Source organism: Nocardioides koreensis (genome assembly GCF_039531775.1).
Taxonomy (GTDB): Bacteria; Actinomycetota; Actinomycetes; order Propionibacteriales; family Nocardioidaceae; genus Nocardioides; species Nocardioides koreensis.
Genome location: NZ_BAAAQR010000008.1, coordinates 1 through 14,261, shown reverse-complemented (window position 1 = coordinate 14,261; position 14,261 = coordinate 1). Strand labels below are relative to the sequence as shown.

The window sequence follows — 14,261 nt, the reverse complement described above, 5'->3', positions numbered from 1 at the left end:
CTACACCCCACGTGACCCGGCGGGTGCCGGTGTCCACCCTCCCCAGGTGTTGGCCGCGGTGTCGTTACCGGGCAGTAGTGTTTCGGAAACGTCGGCGCGAGCACAAGGGTTCTGGGATGATCCGTCAATTTCTCTTCGGGGTGGTCGGCTGCCTGGCCCTCACGCTCTCCGGATGCGCCATCGGGGCCTCCGACACCAGCTCGACGGAGTCGGGCGAGTCGCACCTCGCGCCCACCTTCCGCCCCGAGCGCGGCAAGCACCGGCAGCACGCCAAGCAGCACTCACCGAAGGCCACCGCCCACGCCTCGGCGAAGACCACCGCGCACCCCGACCCGGCCACGGGCGGGAAGCAGGGCGAGCCCTCCGCGGCGGGAGCCACGTCCCCGGCCGCGCCGACGACGAGCGCCACTGCCCCGGCGCCCGCGGGCTCGGCCTCGACCGCCGACTCCCGGGGGGACGTCAGCGGTCTCGGCGCGCCTGCGTACGTCGACCTCACCGGGGCCACCGTGACCCGGGCGGGCGACCGGTTCCGGGTGCGCATCGACGTGGCCGCGCCGATGCCCTCGTCGCAGGGCGACGACCGGACCATGAACGTCGGCTGCTTCGTCGACACCGATGGTGACGGCCGGGTCGACTACGAGATGTGGGCCAGCCTGTCCGAGTCCGGGTGGGGCACCAGCTACCGCTACCCCGACGGGGCTCGGTTCGGAGGCTCGAGCGGTGTCACGGTCACCGTCAGCGGCGCCTCGCTGACCCTGGGCTTCCCGGCCGGCCACGTCGGCGGTGCGACGTCGTTCCGGTGGGCCACCGGCGCGGAGTTCGGCACGCTCGAGCAGGTCGCGTCCGGAACGACCGCCCAGGACCTGGCGCCCGACGACGGCGCGGCGGACTTCCCGGGCCGCTAGTCGGAGGGCGCCGAGAAGACCACGACGCCGTCGGTCTCCTCGCGGGTGGCCTGACCGCGGGCCACCAGCAGCTCGAGGTGGGCCTTGGTCTCCATCGCCGCCAGCGCGCCGTTGAAGGAGTCGAGGTCCGCGAGCCGGTGCTCGTGGCGGGTCCACGGCAGCTCACCGGCGACGTCGTACGCCGTGGCGGCACCGCCGGCGAGCGCGTCGCGGCAGAGCTCGAGCCGGACCTCGTGGTGCGCGAGCAGCTGGTCGACCCGGGCGTGCGAGGACGGGGCGACCGGACCGTGCGCGGGGAGCAGCGTCAGGTCGGGGAGCGCGCGCACCTTGGCCAGCGAGCCCATGAAGTCGCGCAGCGGTTGCTCGACCGGGACCGGCTCGAAGCCGATCGACGGGGTGATGGTCGGCAACACGTGGTCCCCCGCGAACAGCAGCCCGGCCGCGCGCTCGGCGAAGACGAAGTGGCCCTGGGTGTGCCCGGGCGTGTGCACCGCGTCGAGGGTGCGGGTGCCGACCTCGAGGGTGTGGTCGCCCTCGAGCCAGGTGTCGGGGTAGCCCCACATGCCCAGGTCGGGGAGCCGGCCGTCGGTGAAGCGCTGCCACTCCTCCGCGATCCGGTGCGCGCCGGCGGAGCGGAGCACGAGCAGGGTCGGGTCCTCGGACACCTCGTCCGCGGCGTGCAGCAGGTCCAGGGTCGGCTTGTCACCCAGGCCCAGGCTGACGTGCGCCCCCACCTCCGCACCGAGCACGGACGCGAGCGTGTAGTGGTCGCGGTGGACGTGGGTGACCAGGAAGCGGGTGATGTCGGTGAACGCGAAGCCGAGCTCGCCCAACGACTTCTCCAGCAGCGTGCGGGCCTCGTCGATGGCCCAGCCCCCGTCGACCAGGGTGAGCCCGCGCTCGGTCTCGATCACGTAGACGTTGACCGCCCGCAGCCCGTCCATCGGCAGCGGCAGCGGGATCCGGTGGATGCCGTCGGCGACCCGCCAGGCACCCGGCTCGGTCCAGTGCCGCCCGGAGTCGGGCGAGACGGCGTGGGCGGTGCTGGTCGAGGAGCTCACGACCTCGACCCTAGGCGGGGCGGGTGGCGGCCGCGTCCGCGAGGTCCCGGGGCCGGCCGCGCGAGCGGTCTACGGTGTGGGAATCCGTTCACCACATGACTCAGGGGGAGCCCGATGGGGGCTGACGTGAAGACACTGGGCAGCATCAGTGCGATGAGCCTGTTCGTCGAGGACGTGCCGGAGGCCAAGGCCTTCTACCAGGACGTCTTCGGCGTCCCGGTGGTCTACGAGGACGAGGTCTCGGCCGCGCTCAAGTTCGACAACCTCCTCATCAACCTGCTGCAGAGCTCCGAAGGCGCCGGGCTGGTCGAACCGGCACCGGTGGCCGACCGGAGCGCCGGCGCCCGCTTCCAGGTCAGCATCTGGGTCGAGGACGTGGACGCGGTCTGCGCCCACCTGCGGGACCGAGGCGTGACCCTGCTCGTGGGCCCGGTCGACCGGCCGTGGGGGATGCGCGTCGCCACCTTCACCGACCCCGCGGGGCACAGCTGGGAAGTCGCCCAGGGACTGGAGGCCTCGTGACCACCTCCCAGGCGATGACCGCCGAGGCCGAGCTGCTGCTGGCCCACCTCCGCTCCCAGCGCCGCCACGTCCTGGGCATCCTCGAGGGCCTCGACGAGGAGGCCCTGCGCGGTCCGGTGCTGCCCTCGGGCTGGTCCTGCCTCGGGCTGGTCCGGCACCTGGCGCTGGACGACGAGCAGTTCTGGTTCCGTGGCGTCGTGGCCGGCGAGCAGGCGGTGAAGGACGAGGTCGCGGCCGCCACCGTGAGCGCCTGGCAGGTCGGTCCCGAGGAGTCCGCCGAGCAGGTCCTGGCGCTCTACCGCGAGCAGGCCGAGCGGACCGACGCGATCGTCGCGGGCACTCCGCTCGACGCGGCGCCCGCCTGGTGGCCCGACTTCTTCGGCGAGTTCCGGATGGACAGCCTGCGCGAGGTGCTGATGCACGTGATCACGGAGACGGCCACCCACGCCGGCCACCTCGACGCCGTACGCGAGCTGATCGACGGCCGGACCTGGATGGTCATCGACTGACGGCCAACGGGGCTTGACCTTCCCCCAGCGGGAGACCCCACAGTCGCCACTCCGGTGACCGACACCGGGAGACGAGGATGGGTCAGTGACCACACGTGCACTCATGGGCATCGGCGACTTCGCCGTCGCCTCGGGCCTCACCGCCAAGGCGCTCCGGCTCTACGACGAGCTGGAGATCCTGCCGCCCGCAGAGGTGGACCCGGGCTCCGGCTACCGCCGCTACTCACCCGAGCAGCTGGACGCCGCGCGCCTGGTGGCCCGCCTGAGGCTGATCGGGATGCCCCTGTCGCGGGTGCGGGTCATGGCTCAGCAGGAGCCGGCCGCGGCGCTGGCCGAGCTGAGCGCGTACTGGCGTCAGGTGGAGGCCGACACGGCCTCTCGGCGTGAGCTCGTGGCCTCCCTCGTCTCGCAGCTGAGAGCCCAGGAGGCACCGATGAGCACCACCCGACCCACCCACGACTGGACCGTCCGACTCGCTGTCCGCGACCGGATCGGCGGTCGTGACACCCACCAGGACACGGCCTACGCGGGCACTGCCGTCCTCGCCGTCGCCGACGGCTTCGGCGAGGGCGACCGGGCGTCCCGGACCGCCGTCGAGGAGGTCGCCGCGCTGGACGGGGTGGCGGCCGGCGCCGCCCTGGACCGGCTGGAGGCGGCCGTGACCCGGGCCGGAGCACGGATCAGCGACCAGGCCGCGGGCGGCACCACCCTCACGGCCTGCTGGCTGCGCGACGGCGAGGTCGCCGTGGCCCACATCGGGGACACCCGCCTCTACCGGCTGCGCGCGGGCGAGATCGAGCGGCTCACCCGTGACCACTCGATGGTGACCGCGCTGATCGAGGAGGGCCGGCTCACCGAGGAGGAGGCGCGCTGCCACCCCGACCGGGTCCGCCTGAACCGGGCGCTGGCGCCCGACGCACCGGCCGAGGCCGACCTCTCGGTGCACGACGCACGGGCCGGTGACCGTCTGGTCCTCACCAGTGACGGGGTGCACGCGGTGCTCCCGGCGGAGGAGCTCGCCGGGCTCCTGGGCGGTGGTGACCCCGAGGAGGTGGCGGACCGGGTCGTTGCTGCCGTCGAGGCGGCCGGCGCACCGGACAACTTCGCCCTGGTCGTGGCCGACCTCGCGTGAGCACGGCCGACCCCGTCCCGGCCCACGCTCAGGTGCGGGCCGCGCCGGCGGTCAGAGGTCGGGCAGGCCGAGGTCGAGGTTGGGCTCCTGGATGCCACCGTCGACCTCGAGCATCTTGCCGGTGACGTACTGCCCGGCCCGCGAGCTCAGGTACAGCACGGCCGCGGCGACGTCCTCGGCCTCGCCCACCCGGCCCAGTGGCGTCCTGGACTCCAGCTGCTGCCACATCTCCGGCACCCCGGCGACGAGCTCCAGAGCACTGGTCATCACCGACCCGACGAAGATCCCGTTCACGCGGATCCGCGGCGCGAGGTCGGCGGCGGCGAGCCGGGACCAGTGCGCGAGCGCGGCCTTGGCCGTGCCGTAGGCGAGGAAGCCGCGGCCGGAGGCCCTGCCCATCATCGAGCTGATGGTGACGATGGACTTCGGGGCGTCGTCCGGACCCTTCAGCATCAGCGGGACCGCGGCCCGGCTCAGCGCGTGGGCCGTGCTGACGTTGAAGTGGAAGGCCTCCTCGAGGTAGGCCACGTCGGTGTCGAGGAAGGCGTTCGGGATCGTGCCGCCGACGTTGTTGACCACCGTGTCGAGCCGGCCGAGCTCGTCGTACGCCGCCTGCGCGAGGCCGGCGACCGCGTCGGCATCGCTGAGGTCGGCCGGGACGACGAGCGCCCGGCGGCCGGCAGCCCGGACGCGTTCGGCGACCTGCTCGAGCTGGGCGGCGGTGCGTGAGGAGATCACCACGTCCGCGCCCGCCTCCGCGAGGGCGAGCGCGGTGGCGGCGCCGATCCCGCGCCCGGCGCCGGTGACGACGGCGACCTGGTCGGTGACGGTGAAGCGGTCGAGGATGCTCATGCTGCTCCGTCGGACGAGCCTGTCGAGACTGTCGAGACCAGCCCCGTCCCCGTCACCAGCGGCAGGTCCAGCGCGGTGACCAGGCCGCCGGGGGCGGCGACGACGGCGGGCACGGCGTTCACCAGCCGCTGGGCGGTGACGATCATCCCCGACACGTTGTGGTCGCCGTGCTCGGCGTGGTGGACGAGGTCGCACCGCAGGGACGGCTCGCCCGTGATCACGACCCGGTAGCAGCCGCCACCCTCCGGCGGCGTCGGCCACTCGGGCACCTGGTCCTCGGCGGTGCGGGTGACGTGGTCGAGCACCACCCGCGGCACCCCGTCGACCTTGCCGATCACCTGGAACCGCACCGCCCCCATGCTGCCGGCCGGGATGCGGACCGACGCGGTGTCGAGGTCGCGCTCGGCGGGACGGCGGTCGACCACCTCCTCGAGCGCTCGTCGAGGGTGATGCCCAGTCCCGCGGCGAGCTGCCGGACCACGCTGCCCCACGCCGTACCCAGGATGCCCGGCTCCCAGAGCATCGCCCGGTGCTCCAGCGGTTGCCCGAAGCCGTAGATGTCCCGCATCACCACCGGCTGGTAGTACGTCGAGTAGTCGGCGATCTCCATCACCCGCACCTCGTCGATGCGCTGCGAGAGGCTGGTCAGCGACAGCGGCAGCACGTCGTTGGCGAAGCCCGGGTCGATGCCGTTGACGTGCAGGCTGGCGCCGGTACGACGCCCCGCCGCGACGAGCCGGTCGAGCATCTCCGCCGGCAGGATCCGCTCGGGCCACTGCAGCAGCACCGGACCGCTCGAGACGACGTTGACGCCGGCCTCGACGAACCCGAAGAGGTCCTCGATGCACTCGAGGACGCGGTCGTCGGCCATCGCGGTGTGCACGATCGCGTCCGGCTCGAGCGCCAGCAGCGCGTCCCGGTCGGTGGTGGCGCGGACCCCGAGCTCCCGGCCGAGCCCGGCCAGCTCCCCCGCGTCCTTGCCGTGCTTGGCGGGGTTCGACACCCAGACGCCCACGAGCTCCAGATCGGGATGGGCGTCGATGCCGGCGATGGCGTGCCGGCCGACCGTCCCCGTCGACCAGGCGACGACAGGCAGCGGACCCTCGGGCAGACTCGTCGAGACCATGGGTCAATCTAGAACACGTTCTAGGTAGGCGGGAAGGGCGCCTCCTCGACCACCGGGCAGCGGGTGCCCGAGTAGATCGTCGGCATGCACCGGTTGCAGTGGATGCACAGCCCCTCTGCCCGGCGCTCCTCCTCGAGCGTCCGAACCAGGTCGGGCTCGCGGAGCAGCGCGCGACCCATGGCGACGAACTCGAAGCCGTGGGCCATCGCCTGCTCCATGGTGTCCCGGCGGTTGATCCCGCCGAGCAGCATCAGCGGCATCGACAGCGCCTCCCGGAAGCGCAGTGCCTTGTCGAGGAAGTAGGCCTCCTCGAAGGGGTACTCCCTGAGGAACCGCCCGCCGCCGACCCGCATCCCCCAGCGCACCGGCAGCGGCATCGCGGCGGCGAACTCCTTGACCGGGGCGCCGCCGCGGAAGAGGTACATCGGGTTCATCAGCGAGCTGCCGCCGCTGAGCTGCAGGGCGTCGAGGGTGCCGTCGGCCTCGAGCAGCCGGGCGACCTCCAGGCCCTCCTCGGTGGTCACGCCCCCACGGAAGCCGTCGGCGAGACTGACCTTCGCGGTCACCGCCACCTCGCCGCCGACCTCGTCGCGCACCGCGCGGGCCACCTGGCGGGCCAGCCGGGCCCGGTTCTCCAGGGGCCCGCCCCACCGGTCCTTGCGGCGGTTGAGCCCGGGCGCGAGGAAGCTCGAGAGCAGGTAGCTGTGGGCCATGTGCAGCTCGAGCACGTCGAAGCCGGCCCGGACCAGGGTGCGCGCGGTGGCGACGTACGCCGCGGTGATGCGGCTCAGGTCCTGCTCGGTGGCCGACCGGACCAGCTGCATCGACAGCGGGCTCGGCATCCGGCTGGGCGCCAGGGCGTGCACGCCGTTCGAGCGGCCGTTGGCGACCGGCCCCGCGTGCCCCACCTGGCCGGCGATCGCGGCACCGGCGCCATGCACGGCCTCGGCGAGGCGCGCCAGCCCGGCCAGGGTGTCCTCGCCGACCACGACCTGCTCGTGGTGGGTGCGCCCCTCCGGCGCCACCGCGAGGTAGGCGACCGTCGTGAGGCCGACGCCGCCCTCGGCGACCGCGAGGTGGTGGGCGACCAGCTCGTCGGTGACCTGCCCGTGCGGTGTCCGGCCCTCGAACGTCGCCGCCTTGACGATGCGGTTGCGCAGCCGGGCCGGCCCCAGGGTCGCGGGCGCGAAGACGTCGGGAGCCACCCCGGCAATCTAGAACACGTTGCAGGTCCCCGCGAGCCGGGACGGGCCCGCTACGAGACGTCGGCCTCGAGGGTGAACAGCTCGGTGCCGTTGCCCTCGTCACCGTTGTCGGGCGCGGCCCACATCGTCAGCCGCTTCCCGTCGGCCGCGAGCTTGAGCGGGTTGCGGGTCATCACGTGGCCGGCCGTGGACCAGCGCTGGAACGGCACCTCGTGCAGGATCGCGTGCGTGTGCAGGTCGATCAGGGCCATGCCCCCGAGCTCGTACGTCGACGCGGCACCACCGCCCGCGGGCGACTGCGGCAGGTCGGCGACACCACCGCACATCATCTTGCCCGCGGGGACGTACTGGCAGTCCTGGTAGTCGATGAAGTGGCTCGGGTTGGCCCAGGTGCTGGCGGTGCTGCCGTCCGGCCTCCAGTCGTAGAAGCGGCGCGAGCCCCAGTTGTTGCCCACGAGGTGGCCGGTCGTCTCGTCGCGCACGATGCCGCCGATGTGGTCGTCCACGCGGAACTGCTCGGTCGCCTTCAGGCTCTGCGCGTTGACCTTGTAGATGATCGAGCTGCTGTCCGGCCGGTACTGCGCGACCGGCACCCAGACGTTCGTGCCGTCGGAGGAGATGCCGCCGGGGTGGTACATGTCGCCCTCCCCCAGCTCGATGTCCTTCTGCAGCTCGCCCCGGCGGTTCATGACGAACAGGTGCCCGACGCCCTTGCCGGCGGTGCGGTCGTAGCCGTCGACCGGGCTCGGGTACTTCTGCGTCGGCTCGATGACCTCCACCGAGGACAGGAAGATGTGGTCGTCGGTGACGACGAGGCCCTCCGGGTGGAACGTCGGGAAGTCGAGCTTCAACCGGTCGACCTCGTCCCACACCGTGTTGCGGTCGACGGCGCCGAAGTCGCGGGCGAGCTCGCCGTCGGGGGCAGGCGCGGTGGCCGCCTCCGACCCGACAGCCTGGCCGAGGGCTACGCCGCCGGCCGTCAGGGCGAGCAGCGATGCGGAGGCGAGAGTGAGCAGGGTCGGTCGTCGCACGGGTCAGGCTCCTTCGATGGTGGGCAGACCACCGCGACGCTAGGGACGGCGGGTGAACGTCCAGCGACTCGTGGGCAGCCGCGAGGGAGACCCGGGACGGCCGGGACCCGTTCGGGCTACGCGCCCGCGCGGGCGCCCTCGGGCGCCTGTTGCTTCTGCCGGCGCAGCCAGAGCAGCCCCGCGATCGGCAGTACCGCGGGGACGAAGCCGTAGCCGATGCCGTAGTCGGACCACACCGAGGCGTCCGGGAACCAGTCCCGCTCGACCAGGCTCAGGGTGCCGACCGTGAGCACGCCGCCGAGCTCGACCCAGAGCATCACGCTGGCGAAGCCGGTGTGGCCCACCGAGGCGCGCCGGATGGCGTACCACCCGAGCGCGTAGGTCACCGCCGCGGCCGCAGAGAGCCAGTAGGCGACGGGCGCCTCGTCGTACTGCGTCAGGAGCTGGACCGCGGCCCGGGCCCCGGCGGCCAGCGTGAAGAGCGCGTAGAAGGCGAGCAGCACCTTGTGCGGACCGCTGCGGGGAGCCGGCTCAGGCACCGTGCCCCCACGTCATCTGGAGGCGTACGGCGACCACGGTCACCGCCAGCGCGGCGACCGTCACGACCCCGGACGACCAGGTGCCCCGGTCGTCGGAGATCGACTGCATCGCGATCGGCAGGATGCACACCGAGGCGACCAGGTAGCCGACGTGGGCCGACATCTCCTCGGGACGCTGCCCGCCCAGCATGCTGCCCAGCCCGGCGACGGCCCGCACCGCGAGCAGCAGCTCGAGGATCCAGACCATGTGGTCGAGCCAGGCCGGTCGCGGGACCCGACGCACGGTGGTGACCAGCGCCACCAGCGTGACCAGGCCGGCGTACCCCGCGGCGACGAGCGTGAGCTGGCCGAGCGGGGTGTGGAGGGCGGACTGCATGGGAGCATCATCGCCTGCCGCCCCTCGACCCCGGAGACCCGCCTTGGCCCCAGCAGCACCGCCCGCCGGCATCGTCGCGCGACTGCGCGCCGCCGGCTGCGTCTTCGCCGAGGAGGAGGCCGCGCTGCTCGTCGACGCGGCGTCGTCGGCCGAGGAGCTGGAACGGATGGTCACGGACCGGGTCGACGGCACCCCGCTCGAGGTGCTGGTCGGGTGGGCGGAGTTCTGCGGGCTGCGGATCGTGGTGGCGCCCGGGGTCTTCGTGCCCCGCCGGCGCACCGAGCTGATGGCCCGCCGGGCCGCCGCCCTGGCCGGTCCCGGTTCGGTGGTGCTGGACCTGTGCTGCGGCACCGGCGCCGTCGGCGCGGCCGTGCTGGCCGCCGTACCCACCGCCGAGGTGTACGCCGCTGAGCTGGACCCGGCCGCGGTGGCCTGCGCCCGACGCAACCTGCCCCCGGACCGGGTCCTCGAGGGCGACCTGTACGACGCGCTGCCGGAGGGGCTGCGGGGCCGGGTCGACGTGCTGGCGTGCAACGCGCCGTACGTCCCCACGGACGAGATCGCGCTGATGCCGCCCGAGGCGCGCGACCACGAGCACCGGGTGTCGCTGGACGGCGGAGCCGACGGGCTCGATGTGCACCGCCGGGTGGCGGCCGGCGCCCCCGCCTGGCTGGCACCCGGGGGCCACCTGCTCATCGAGACCAGCGTCGCCCAGGCGCCGGCGACCGCCGCGCTGATGACCACCGCCGGCCTGGACACCGAGGTCGTGCACGACGAGGACGTCGGCGGCACGGTCGTCGTCGGCACCGAGGTCGGTGCCGGCCGGGGCCACAGCGCCTAGCTAGCCTCGGGCTTTCATGAACGAGTGAGGCGACACCGGCAGTAGAAGCACGGAAGTGCCCATCTGGCGCGGGATTCTTGGCTTGTCGAAGGTCAAGATCCACCGCGCAGAGAGGCACTCCGCAGGTGAAGCGTAGCCCGGTCCCGAATCTGGTTCTCGATCCCGTCCGCGAGTCGTTGATCTCGTCCTCTGGGGCGTTACTGCTGCGGGAGGCGATCCGGATCGCGGGCGTTGACCGCGGCCTGTCCCGGGCCCTATCAGGGTGGCGATCGCCCCGAGCGATTCACGACCCGGGCAAGGTTCTGCTCGACCTGGCAACCGCGGTCGCGCTCGGCGGTGACTGCCTGGCCGACGTGGCCGCGGTCCGTGCACAGCCCGCGGTGTTCGGACCGGTCGCCTCGGATCCCACCGTCTCTCGGTTGTTCGCAGCGTTGGCCCTCAACGTCGAAGAGGCGGTCACCGCGATCCGCGAGGCACGTGCGCAGGCGCGGGCCGCGGTGTGGGCACGGCGCCGGCCGCTGGCCGGAGCTCCTGGTCGGCGTGCCGGCGGTCAGGTGGTCGTGGACCTCGACGCCACGCTGGTGACCGCGCACTCGGACAAGGAGGGCGCCGAGCCGACCTTCAAGCGGGGCTACGGGTTCGCGCCGATGTGCGCGTTCGTCGACCACGGCGTCCACGGCACCGGTGAGACGCTCGCGGTCGACCTGCGCCCGGGCAAGGCCTCGCCGTGGAACAGCGCCGACCACATCAGCACCCTGGACGCCGCGCTGGCCCAGCTGCCCGGGCAGGAACGGGGGCAGGTGCTGGTCCGCGCCGACACCGGTGCCTGTTCCAAGGCGTTCCTGCACCACATCACCGGCGCCGGGCTGGAGTACTCCATCGGGTTCCCCGGCCGGGAAGGCGTGCAGGCCGCGATCGAGGCCATCCCCGAACAGGCCTGGCGTGCCGCGATCGACGGCGACGGCCAGCCCCGCGACGGCGCCCAGGTCGCCGAGCTCACCGCCTGGATGCCGCCCCCGACCAAACCCACCAGGTCACCGGCCCGGTTCGGCCCCCAGGAATGGCCGACCGGGATGCGCGTCATCGCCCGCCGCGAGCGGCCCCACCCCGGCGCCCAGCTGCGGCTGACCGACCACAACGGCTGGCGGATCACCTGCTTCGCCACCAACACCCCACGCTCAGCCGGTTGGCGACTGGCCGACCTGGAGGTCCGGCACCGGCAACGCGCCCGCTGCGAGGACCGCATCCGCGGGCTGAAGGACACCGGCCTGCGGAACCTGCCCTTCCACGGCTACGCCCAGAACCGGATCTGGGTCGAGGTCGTCGCCCTGGCCGCCGACCTGCTCGCCTGGACCCAGACCCTGGCCTTCGGCGAGCACGAGCCCGCCCGTCGCTGGGAACCCAAACGACTCCGCTTCCGGATCCTCGCCGTCGCCGGACGCATCATCCGCACCGGCCGCCGAAGACGAGTCCGGCTCCCACGAGACTGGCCTTGGAACCGGCTCATCGACACCGGCTGGGCCAACCTGCGAACCGCCTGAACACCCCCGCCCCCGTCACCACCAAGGACATCGGAGAACCGGCGAGCGCAACGCCGGGGATCCCACGCGCGCCGCTGACAGCACCGCCAGATGCCCCGAGCTAGGCCACATGCAACCAACCTCGCGAAACATCGAGGCTAGCCTCGCCCACGAACCAGCCACCACGAATCGAGGTCGCGTGAAGGTCTTCATCTCCTCCGACATGGAGGGCACCGCCGGGGTCGTCGACTGGTCCCAGTGCCTGGCCGGCCAGCCGGAGTACGACTACTACCGGTCCCTGCTCCAGGCCGAGGTCAACGCGGCGATCGAGGGAGCCCGGGCCGCCGGCGCGGACGAGTTCGTGGTCAACGACTCCCACTCCAGGATGCAGAACCTGCGCCCGGACACGCTGGCCGGCAGCGCCCGCTACATCTCGGGCCGGCACAAGCCGATGTACATGATGCAGGGCCTCGACAGCTCGTTCGACGCGGTCTTCTTCGTCTCCTACCACGGCTCGATGTCGACCTCCTCGCCGCTCTCGCACACCTACAACCCGCGCGCGATCGCCGAGGTCCGGCTGAACGGGGCCGTGGTCGGCGAGTCCGGCATCAACGCCCTGGTGGCGCAGGCGTACGCCGTCCCCGTCGTGCTGGTGACCGGCGACGACGTCACCGCGGCCGAGGCCGAGACCTTCTGCCCGGGCGTCCGGACGGCCGTGGTGAAGGCGGCGATCTCCCGGTTCGCCGCCGACAGCCTGCACCCGGCCGTCGCCCGCGAGCTGATCCACGACCGGGCGCGGGCCGCGATCGCCGGGCTGACGGACGCCCGGCCGCCGCGGGTCGAGATGCCCGCCACGCTCGAGATCACCTTCCGCAACGCCGACCTGGCCGAGATGGCGACCTGGATCACCGGGGTGGAGCGCACCGGCACCACCGCGGCGTCCACCACCGACGACGACCCGGTCCGGCTCTACCGCCGGTTCATCAACGTCGTGCTGCTCACCCGGGACATCGCGGAGTGACGCAGCCGGCCCCCAGGGTGGCGACCTCGTCGAGGAGCGCGTGGTTGAGCCGGAAGGCGCTGCGCACCTCCTCGACCATGGCCGTCCGCTGCGACGGGCTGAGCCGGAGGCCGTCCAGCCGGTCGCGGTAGGCGCGCTTGTAGGCGACCGGCTTGGGGATCGCGTCGAACTCGTAGAACGCCAGGCCGCCCCGGTCGAGGCCCTCGTAGCCACGGCGCATCGCCTGCGCGAGCATCCGGCCGCCGGACAGGTCGCCGAGGTAGCGGGTGTAGTGGTGGGCCACCAGCAGCAGCGGCGTGCGCCGCGCGCGGTCGATCCGCTCGCGGTAGCGGTCCGCCGCCGGCGAGCCGGTCGACCGGTCCGGGCCCGACCAGAACTCGAGGTCGGCGTCGAGGGCGTCGAGGCGGCACAGGGTCTCGTCGTACACCTGCGTGACGACGGGGTCGTCGCGATGGTCGCGGACCGCCTGCTCGAGGGCGGCGTAGACGTCCCGCAGCCGCGCGAGGTAGGCGGCGTACTGGTGGGGATGCGCGCGACCGGCGAGCAGGTCGGACACGAAGTCGGTGCCCTCGGCCTGCTCGTGCTCGCGTCGGGACCCCTCCCGCATCGCCACGGACAGCGGCGTCGACAGGTCACCCACCGGGTGGTCCACTGCTGCTCCTCACGTGACGGCGTCGCTCCACAGGCTACGGGAGCAGGTGCCCGTCACCAGCCGGGTGGAGCCGACCGCACCCGGCTCGGGTTACCCTCACGCCGTGGATGATCAGAACTACTCCTCCAGCTTCGACGAGGCGTCGTCGGTGCTCACCGTTCGTGGTGAGGTCGACGAGGCGGCCGGTGTCGTGCTGCGCGAGGAGCTCACCAAGTACAGCCGCGAGTTCGAGCGCAGGATCACCGTGGACCTCAGCGAGGTGGAGTACCTGCCCAGCCTGGCCATCGGCGTGCTGGCGACCGCGCGTCGTACGGCCGACCAGGCCGGCGTCGGGCTCGGCCTCCGTGCCGTCGACGGGTCCCTGTCCCAGCGCGTGCTGACGATCTGCGGGCTCGACCACGAGACGGACTGAGGAAGGGGCCGGGCGTGATGGAGGCGGGGGACGCGCGGGGGGCAGACCAGGCGGCGCGGGCGGAGGTCCATGAGCTGCCGTTCAACCGGACCACGAACGCCGCGGCCCGGGCCCTGCTCGCGGCCTTCGTCGAGCGCGAGCGCCTCGGCGCCCACATCCGGCAGGACGCCGCGCTGGTGCTCGGTGAGCTGGTCGCCAACGGGATCGACCACGGTCGCCCCGACCCGCAGCACGGGCTCGAGGTCTCCTGGCAGCTGGAGGGCGACGCCCTGCGCCTGAGCGTGTTCGACGGCGGGGGGACGACCGTCCCCCACGTCGTGGCGCCCGACCCCTACGCACCGCGCGGCCGCGGCCTCGCCATCGTGCAGGCCCTGACGACCGCCTGGTGGTTCGACGGGACCGGCGGCACCCGGGTCACCGCGGTGCTCGCCGTCGGCTGATATGTAGGGATCTCCTGTCAAGGGGCAGGGTGAGGCGCCGTCGCGACTGGTTGTCGTGGCGGCGCCTCTGTTCTGGCGTGGGGTCGGTGCGGGTTCAGCGTGTCTGCGACGCGCGGT

Annotated in this window: 18 protein-coding genes; 9 read left to right on the top strand and 9 right to left on the bottom strand. The window is 73.0% G+C overall.

The window, feature by feature from the left end:
* Positions 1–116 precede the first annotated feature (116 nt).
* Positions 117–905 (top strand): hypothetical protein, encoded by a 789-nt coding sequence (locus tag ABD268_RS13530; protein WP_344152930.1) that lies wholly within the window; start codon positions 117–119, stop codon positions 903–905.
* Here the strand turns inward: ABD268_RS13530 and ABD268_RS13525 are convergent.
* Positions 902–1,966: an MBL fold metallo-hydrolase gene (locus ABD268_RS13525; RefSeq protein ID WP_344152927.1), complete on the bottom strand. Its 1,065-nt coding sequence runs from the start codon at positions 1,964–1,966 to the stop codon at positions 902–904. The two genes, ABD268_RS13530 and ABD268_RS13525, sit on opposite strands and share 4 nt — an antisense overlap.
* 153 nt (positions 1,967–2,119) lie before the next feature.
* Between ABD268_RS13525 and ABD268_RS13520 the strand changes: the two genes are divergently transcribed.
* From ABD268_RS13520 to ABD268_RS13510, 3 genes are all read left to right on the top strand, one after another.
* Entirely contained in the window at positions 2,120–2,488 is a 369-nt protein-coding gene (locus ABD268_RS13520; protein WP_344152924.1) for a VOC family protein, read from the top strand.
* Positions 2,485–2,997, top strand: a complete 513-nt coding sequence (locus ABD268_RS13515) for a DinB family protein (protein WP_344152921.1) — start codon at positions 2,485–2,487, stop codon at positions 2,995–2,997. Before ABD268_RS13520 ends, ABD268_RS13515 begins: the two co-directional genes overlap by 4 nt.
* 85 nt (positions 2,998–3,082) lie before the next feature.
* A complete protein-coding gene (locus tag ABD268_RS13510) occupies positions 3,083–4,129 on the top strand; it encodes a MerR family transcriptional regulator (RefSeq protein ID WP_344152918.1) in 1,047 nt (348 codons plus the stop codon).
* 51 nt (positions 4,130–4,180) lie between these two features.
* Here ABD268_RS13510 and ABD268_RS13505 read toward each other — a convergent pair whose 3' ends face one another.
* The 7 genes from ABD268_RS13505 to ABD268_RS13475 all read right to left on the bottom strand — a co-directional run bounded on the left by ABD268_RS13505 (position 4,181) and on the right by ABD268_RS13475 (position 9,258).
* The gene (locus tag ABD268_RS13505) at positions 4,181–4,981 is read right to left on the bottom strand and encodes an SDR family oxidoreductase (protein WP_344152916.1); all 801 of its coding nucleotides are present in this window, start codon (positions 4,979–4,981) and stop codon (positions 4,181–4,183) included.
* Positions 4,978–5,331 (bottom strand): hypothetical protein, encoded by a 354-nt coding sequence (locus tag ABD268_RS13500; protein ID WP_344152913.1) that lies wholly within the window; start codon positions 5,329–5,331, stop codon positions 4,978–4,980. Before ABD268_RS13500 ends, ABD268_RS13505 begins: the two co-directional genes overlap by 4 nt.
* Positions 5,316–6,107, bottom strand: coding sequence for an NAD(P)H-dependent amine dehydrogenase family protein (locus tag ABD268_RS13495; RefSeq protein ID WP_344152910.1), 792 nt, complete (start codon positions 6,105–6,107; stop codon positions 5,316–5,318). The genes ABD268_RS13500 and ABD268_RS13495 overlap by 16 nt, the downstream gene beginning before the upstream one ends.
* A 20-nt stretch (positions 6,108–6,127) precedes the next feature.
* Positions 6,128–7,312, bottom strand: a complete 1,185-nt coding sequence (locus ABD268_RS13490; protein ID WP_344152907.1) for an oxidoreductase — start codon at positions 7,310–7,312, stop codon at positions 6,128–6,130.
* A gap of 50 nt (positions 7,313–7,362) precedes the next feature.
* Positions 7,363–8,343 carry a DUF6454 family protein gene (locus tag ABD268_RS13485; protein ID WP_344152904.1) on the bottom strand — a complete coding sequence of 327 codons (981 nt, stop codon included), beginning with the start codon at positions 8,341–8,343 and terminating at the stop codon, positions 7,363–7,365.
* A gap of 116 nt (positions 8,344–8,459) precedes the next feature.
* Positions 8,460–8,882, bottom strand: coding sequence for a hypothetical protein (locus ABD268_RS13480; RefSeq protein WP_344152901.1), 423 nt, complete (start codon positions 8,880–8,882; stop codon positions 8,460–8,462).
* Positions 8,875–9,258 carry a hypothetical protein gene (locus tag ABD268_RS13475; RefSeq protein WP_344152898.1) on the bottom strand — a complete coding sequence of 128 codons (384 nt, stop codon included), beginning with the start codon at positions 9,256–9,258 and terminating at the stop codon, positions 8,875–8,877. Before ABD268_RS13475 ends, ABD268_RS13480 begins: the two co-directional genes overlap by 8 nt.
* Positions 9,259–9,301: 43 nt before the next feature.
* Here ABD268_RS13475 and ABD268_RS13470 point away from each other — a divergent pair, with 43 nt between their 5' ends.
* From ABD268_RS13470 to ABD268_RS13460, 3 genes are all read left to right on the top strand, one after another.
* Positions 9,302–10,099 (top strand): putative protein N(5)-glutamine methyltransferase, encoded by a 798-nt coding sequence (locus ABD268_RS13470; RefSeq protein WP_344152895.1) that lies wholly within the window; start codon positions 9,302–9,304, stop codon positions 10,097–10,099.
* A 125-nt stretch (positions 10,100–10,224) separates the two neighbouring features.
* Complete coding sequence (locus ABD268_RS13465) at positions 10,225–11,640, top strand: IS1380 family transposase (RefSeq protein ID WP_344152892.1); 1,416 nt, start codon at positions 10,225–10,227, stop codon at positions 11,638–11,640.
* 178 nt (positions 11,641–11,818) lie between these two features.
* On the top strand, positions 11,819–12,640 hold the full coding sequence (locus ABD268_RS13460; RefSeq protein WP_344152889.1) for a M55 family metallopeptidase: 822 nt from the start codon (positions 11,819–11,821) through the stop codon (positions 12,638–12,640).
* Here the strand turns inward: ABD268_RS13460 and ABD268_RS13455 are convergent.
* Positions 12,618–13,292: a biliverdin-producing heme oxygenase gene (locus tag ABD268_RS13455; RefSeq protein WP_344152886.1), complete on the bottom strand. Its 675-nt coding sequence runs from the start codon at positions 13,290–13,292 to the stop codon at positions 12,618–12,620. The two genes, ABD268_RS13460 and ABD268_RS13455, sit on opposite strands and share 23 nt — an antisense overlap.
* 103 nt (positions 13,293–13,395) lie before the next feature.
* On the opposite strand from ABD268_RS13455, the gene ABD268_RS13450 reads away from it, so the two are divergent.
* Positions 13,396–13,704 (top strand): STAS domain-containing protein, encoded by a 309-nt coding sequence (locus ABD268_RS13450; protein WP_344152883.1) that lies wholly within the window; start codon positions 13,396–13,398, stop codon positions 13,702–13,704.
* 17 nt (positions 13,705–13,721) lie between these two features.
* Complete coding sequence (locus ABD268_RS13445) at positions 13,722–14,144, top strand: ATP-binding protein (RefSeq protein ID WP_344153429.1); 423 nt, start codon at positions 13,722–13,724, stop codon at positions 14,142–14,144.
* Positions 14,145–14,261 lie beyond the last annotated feature (117 nt).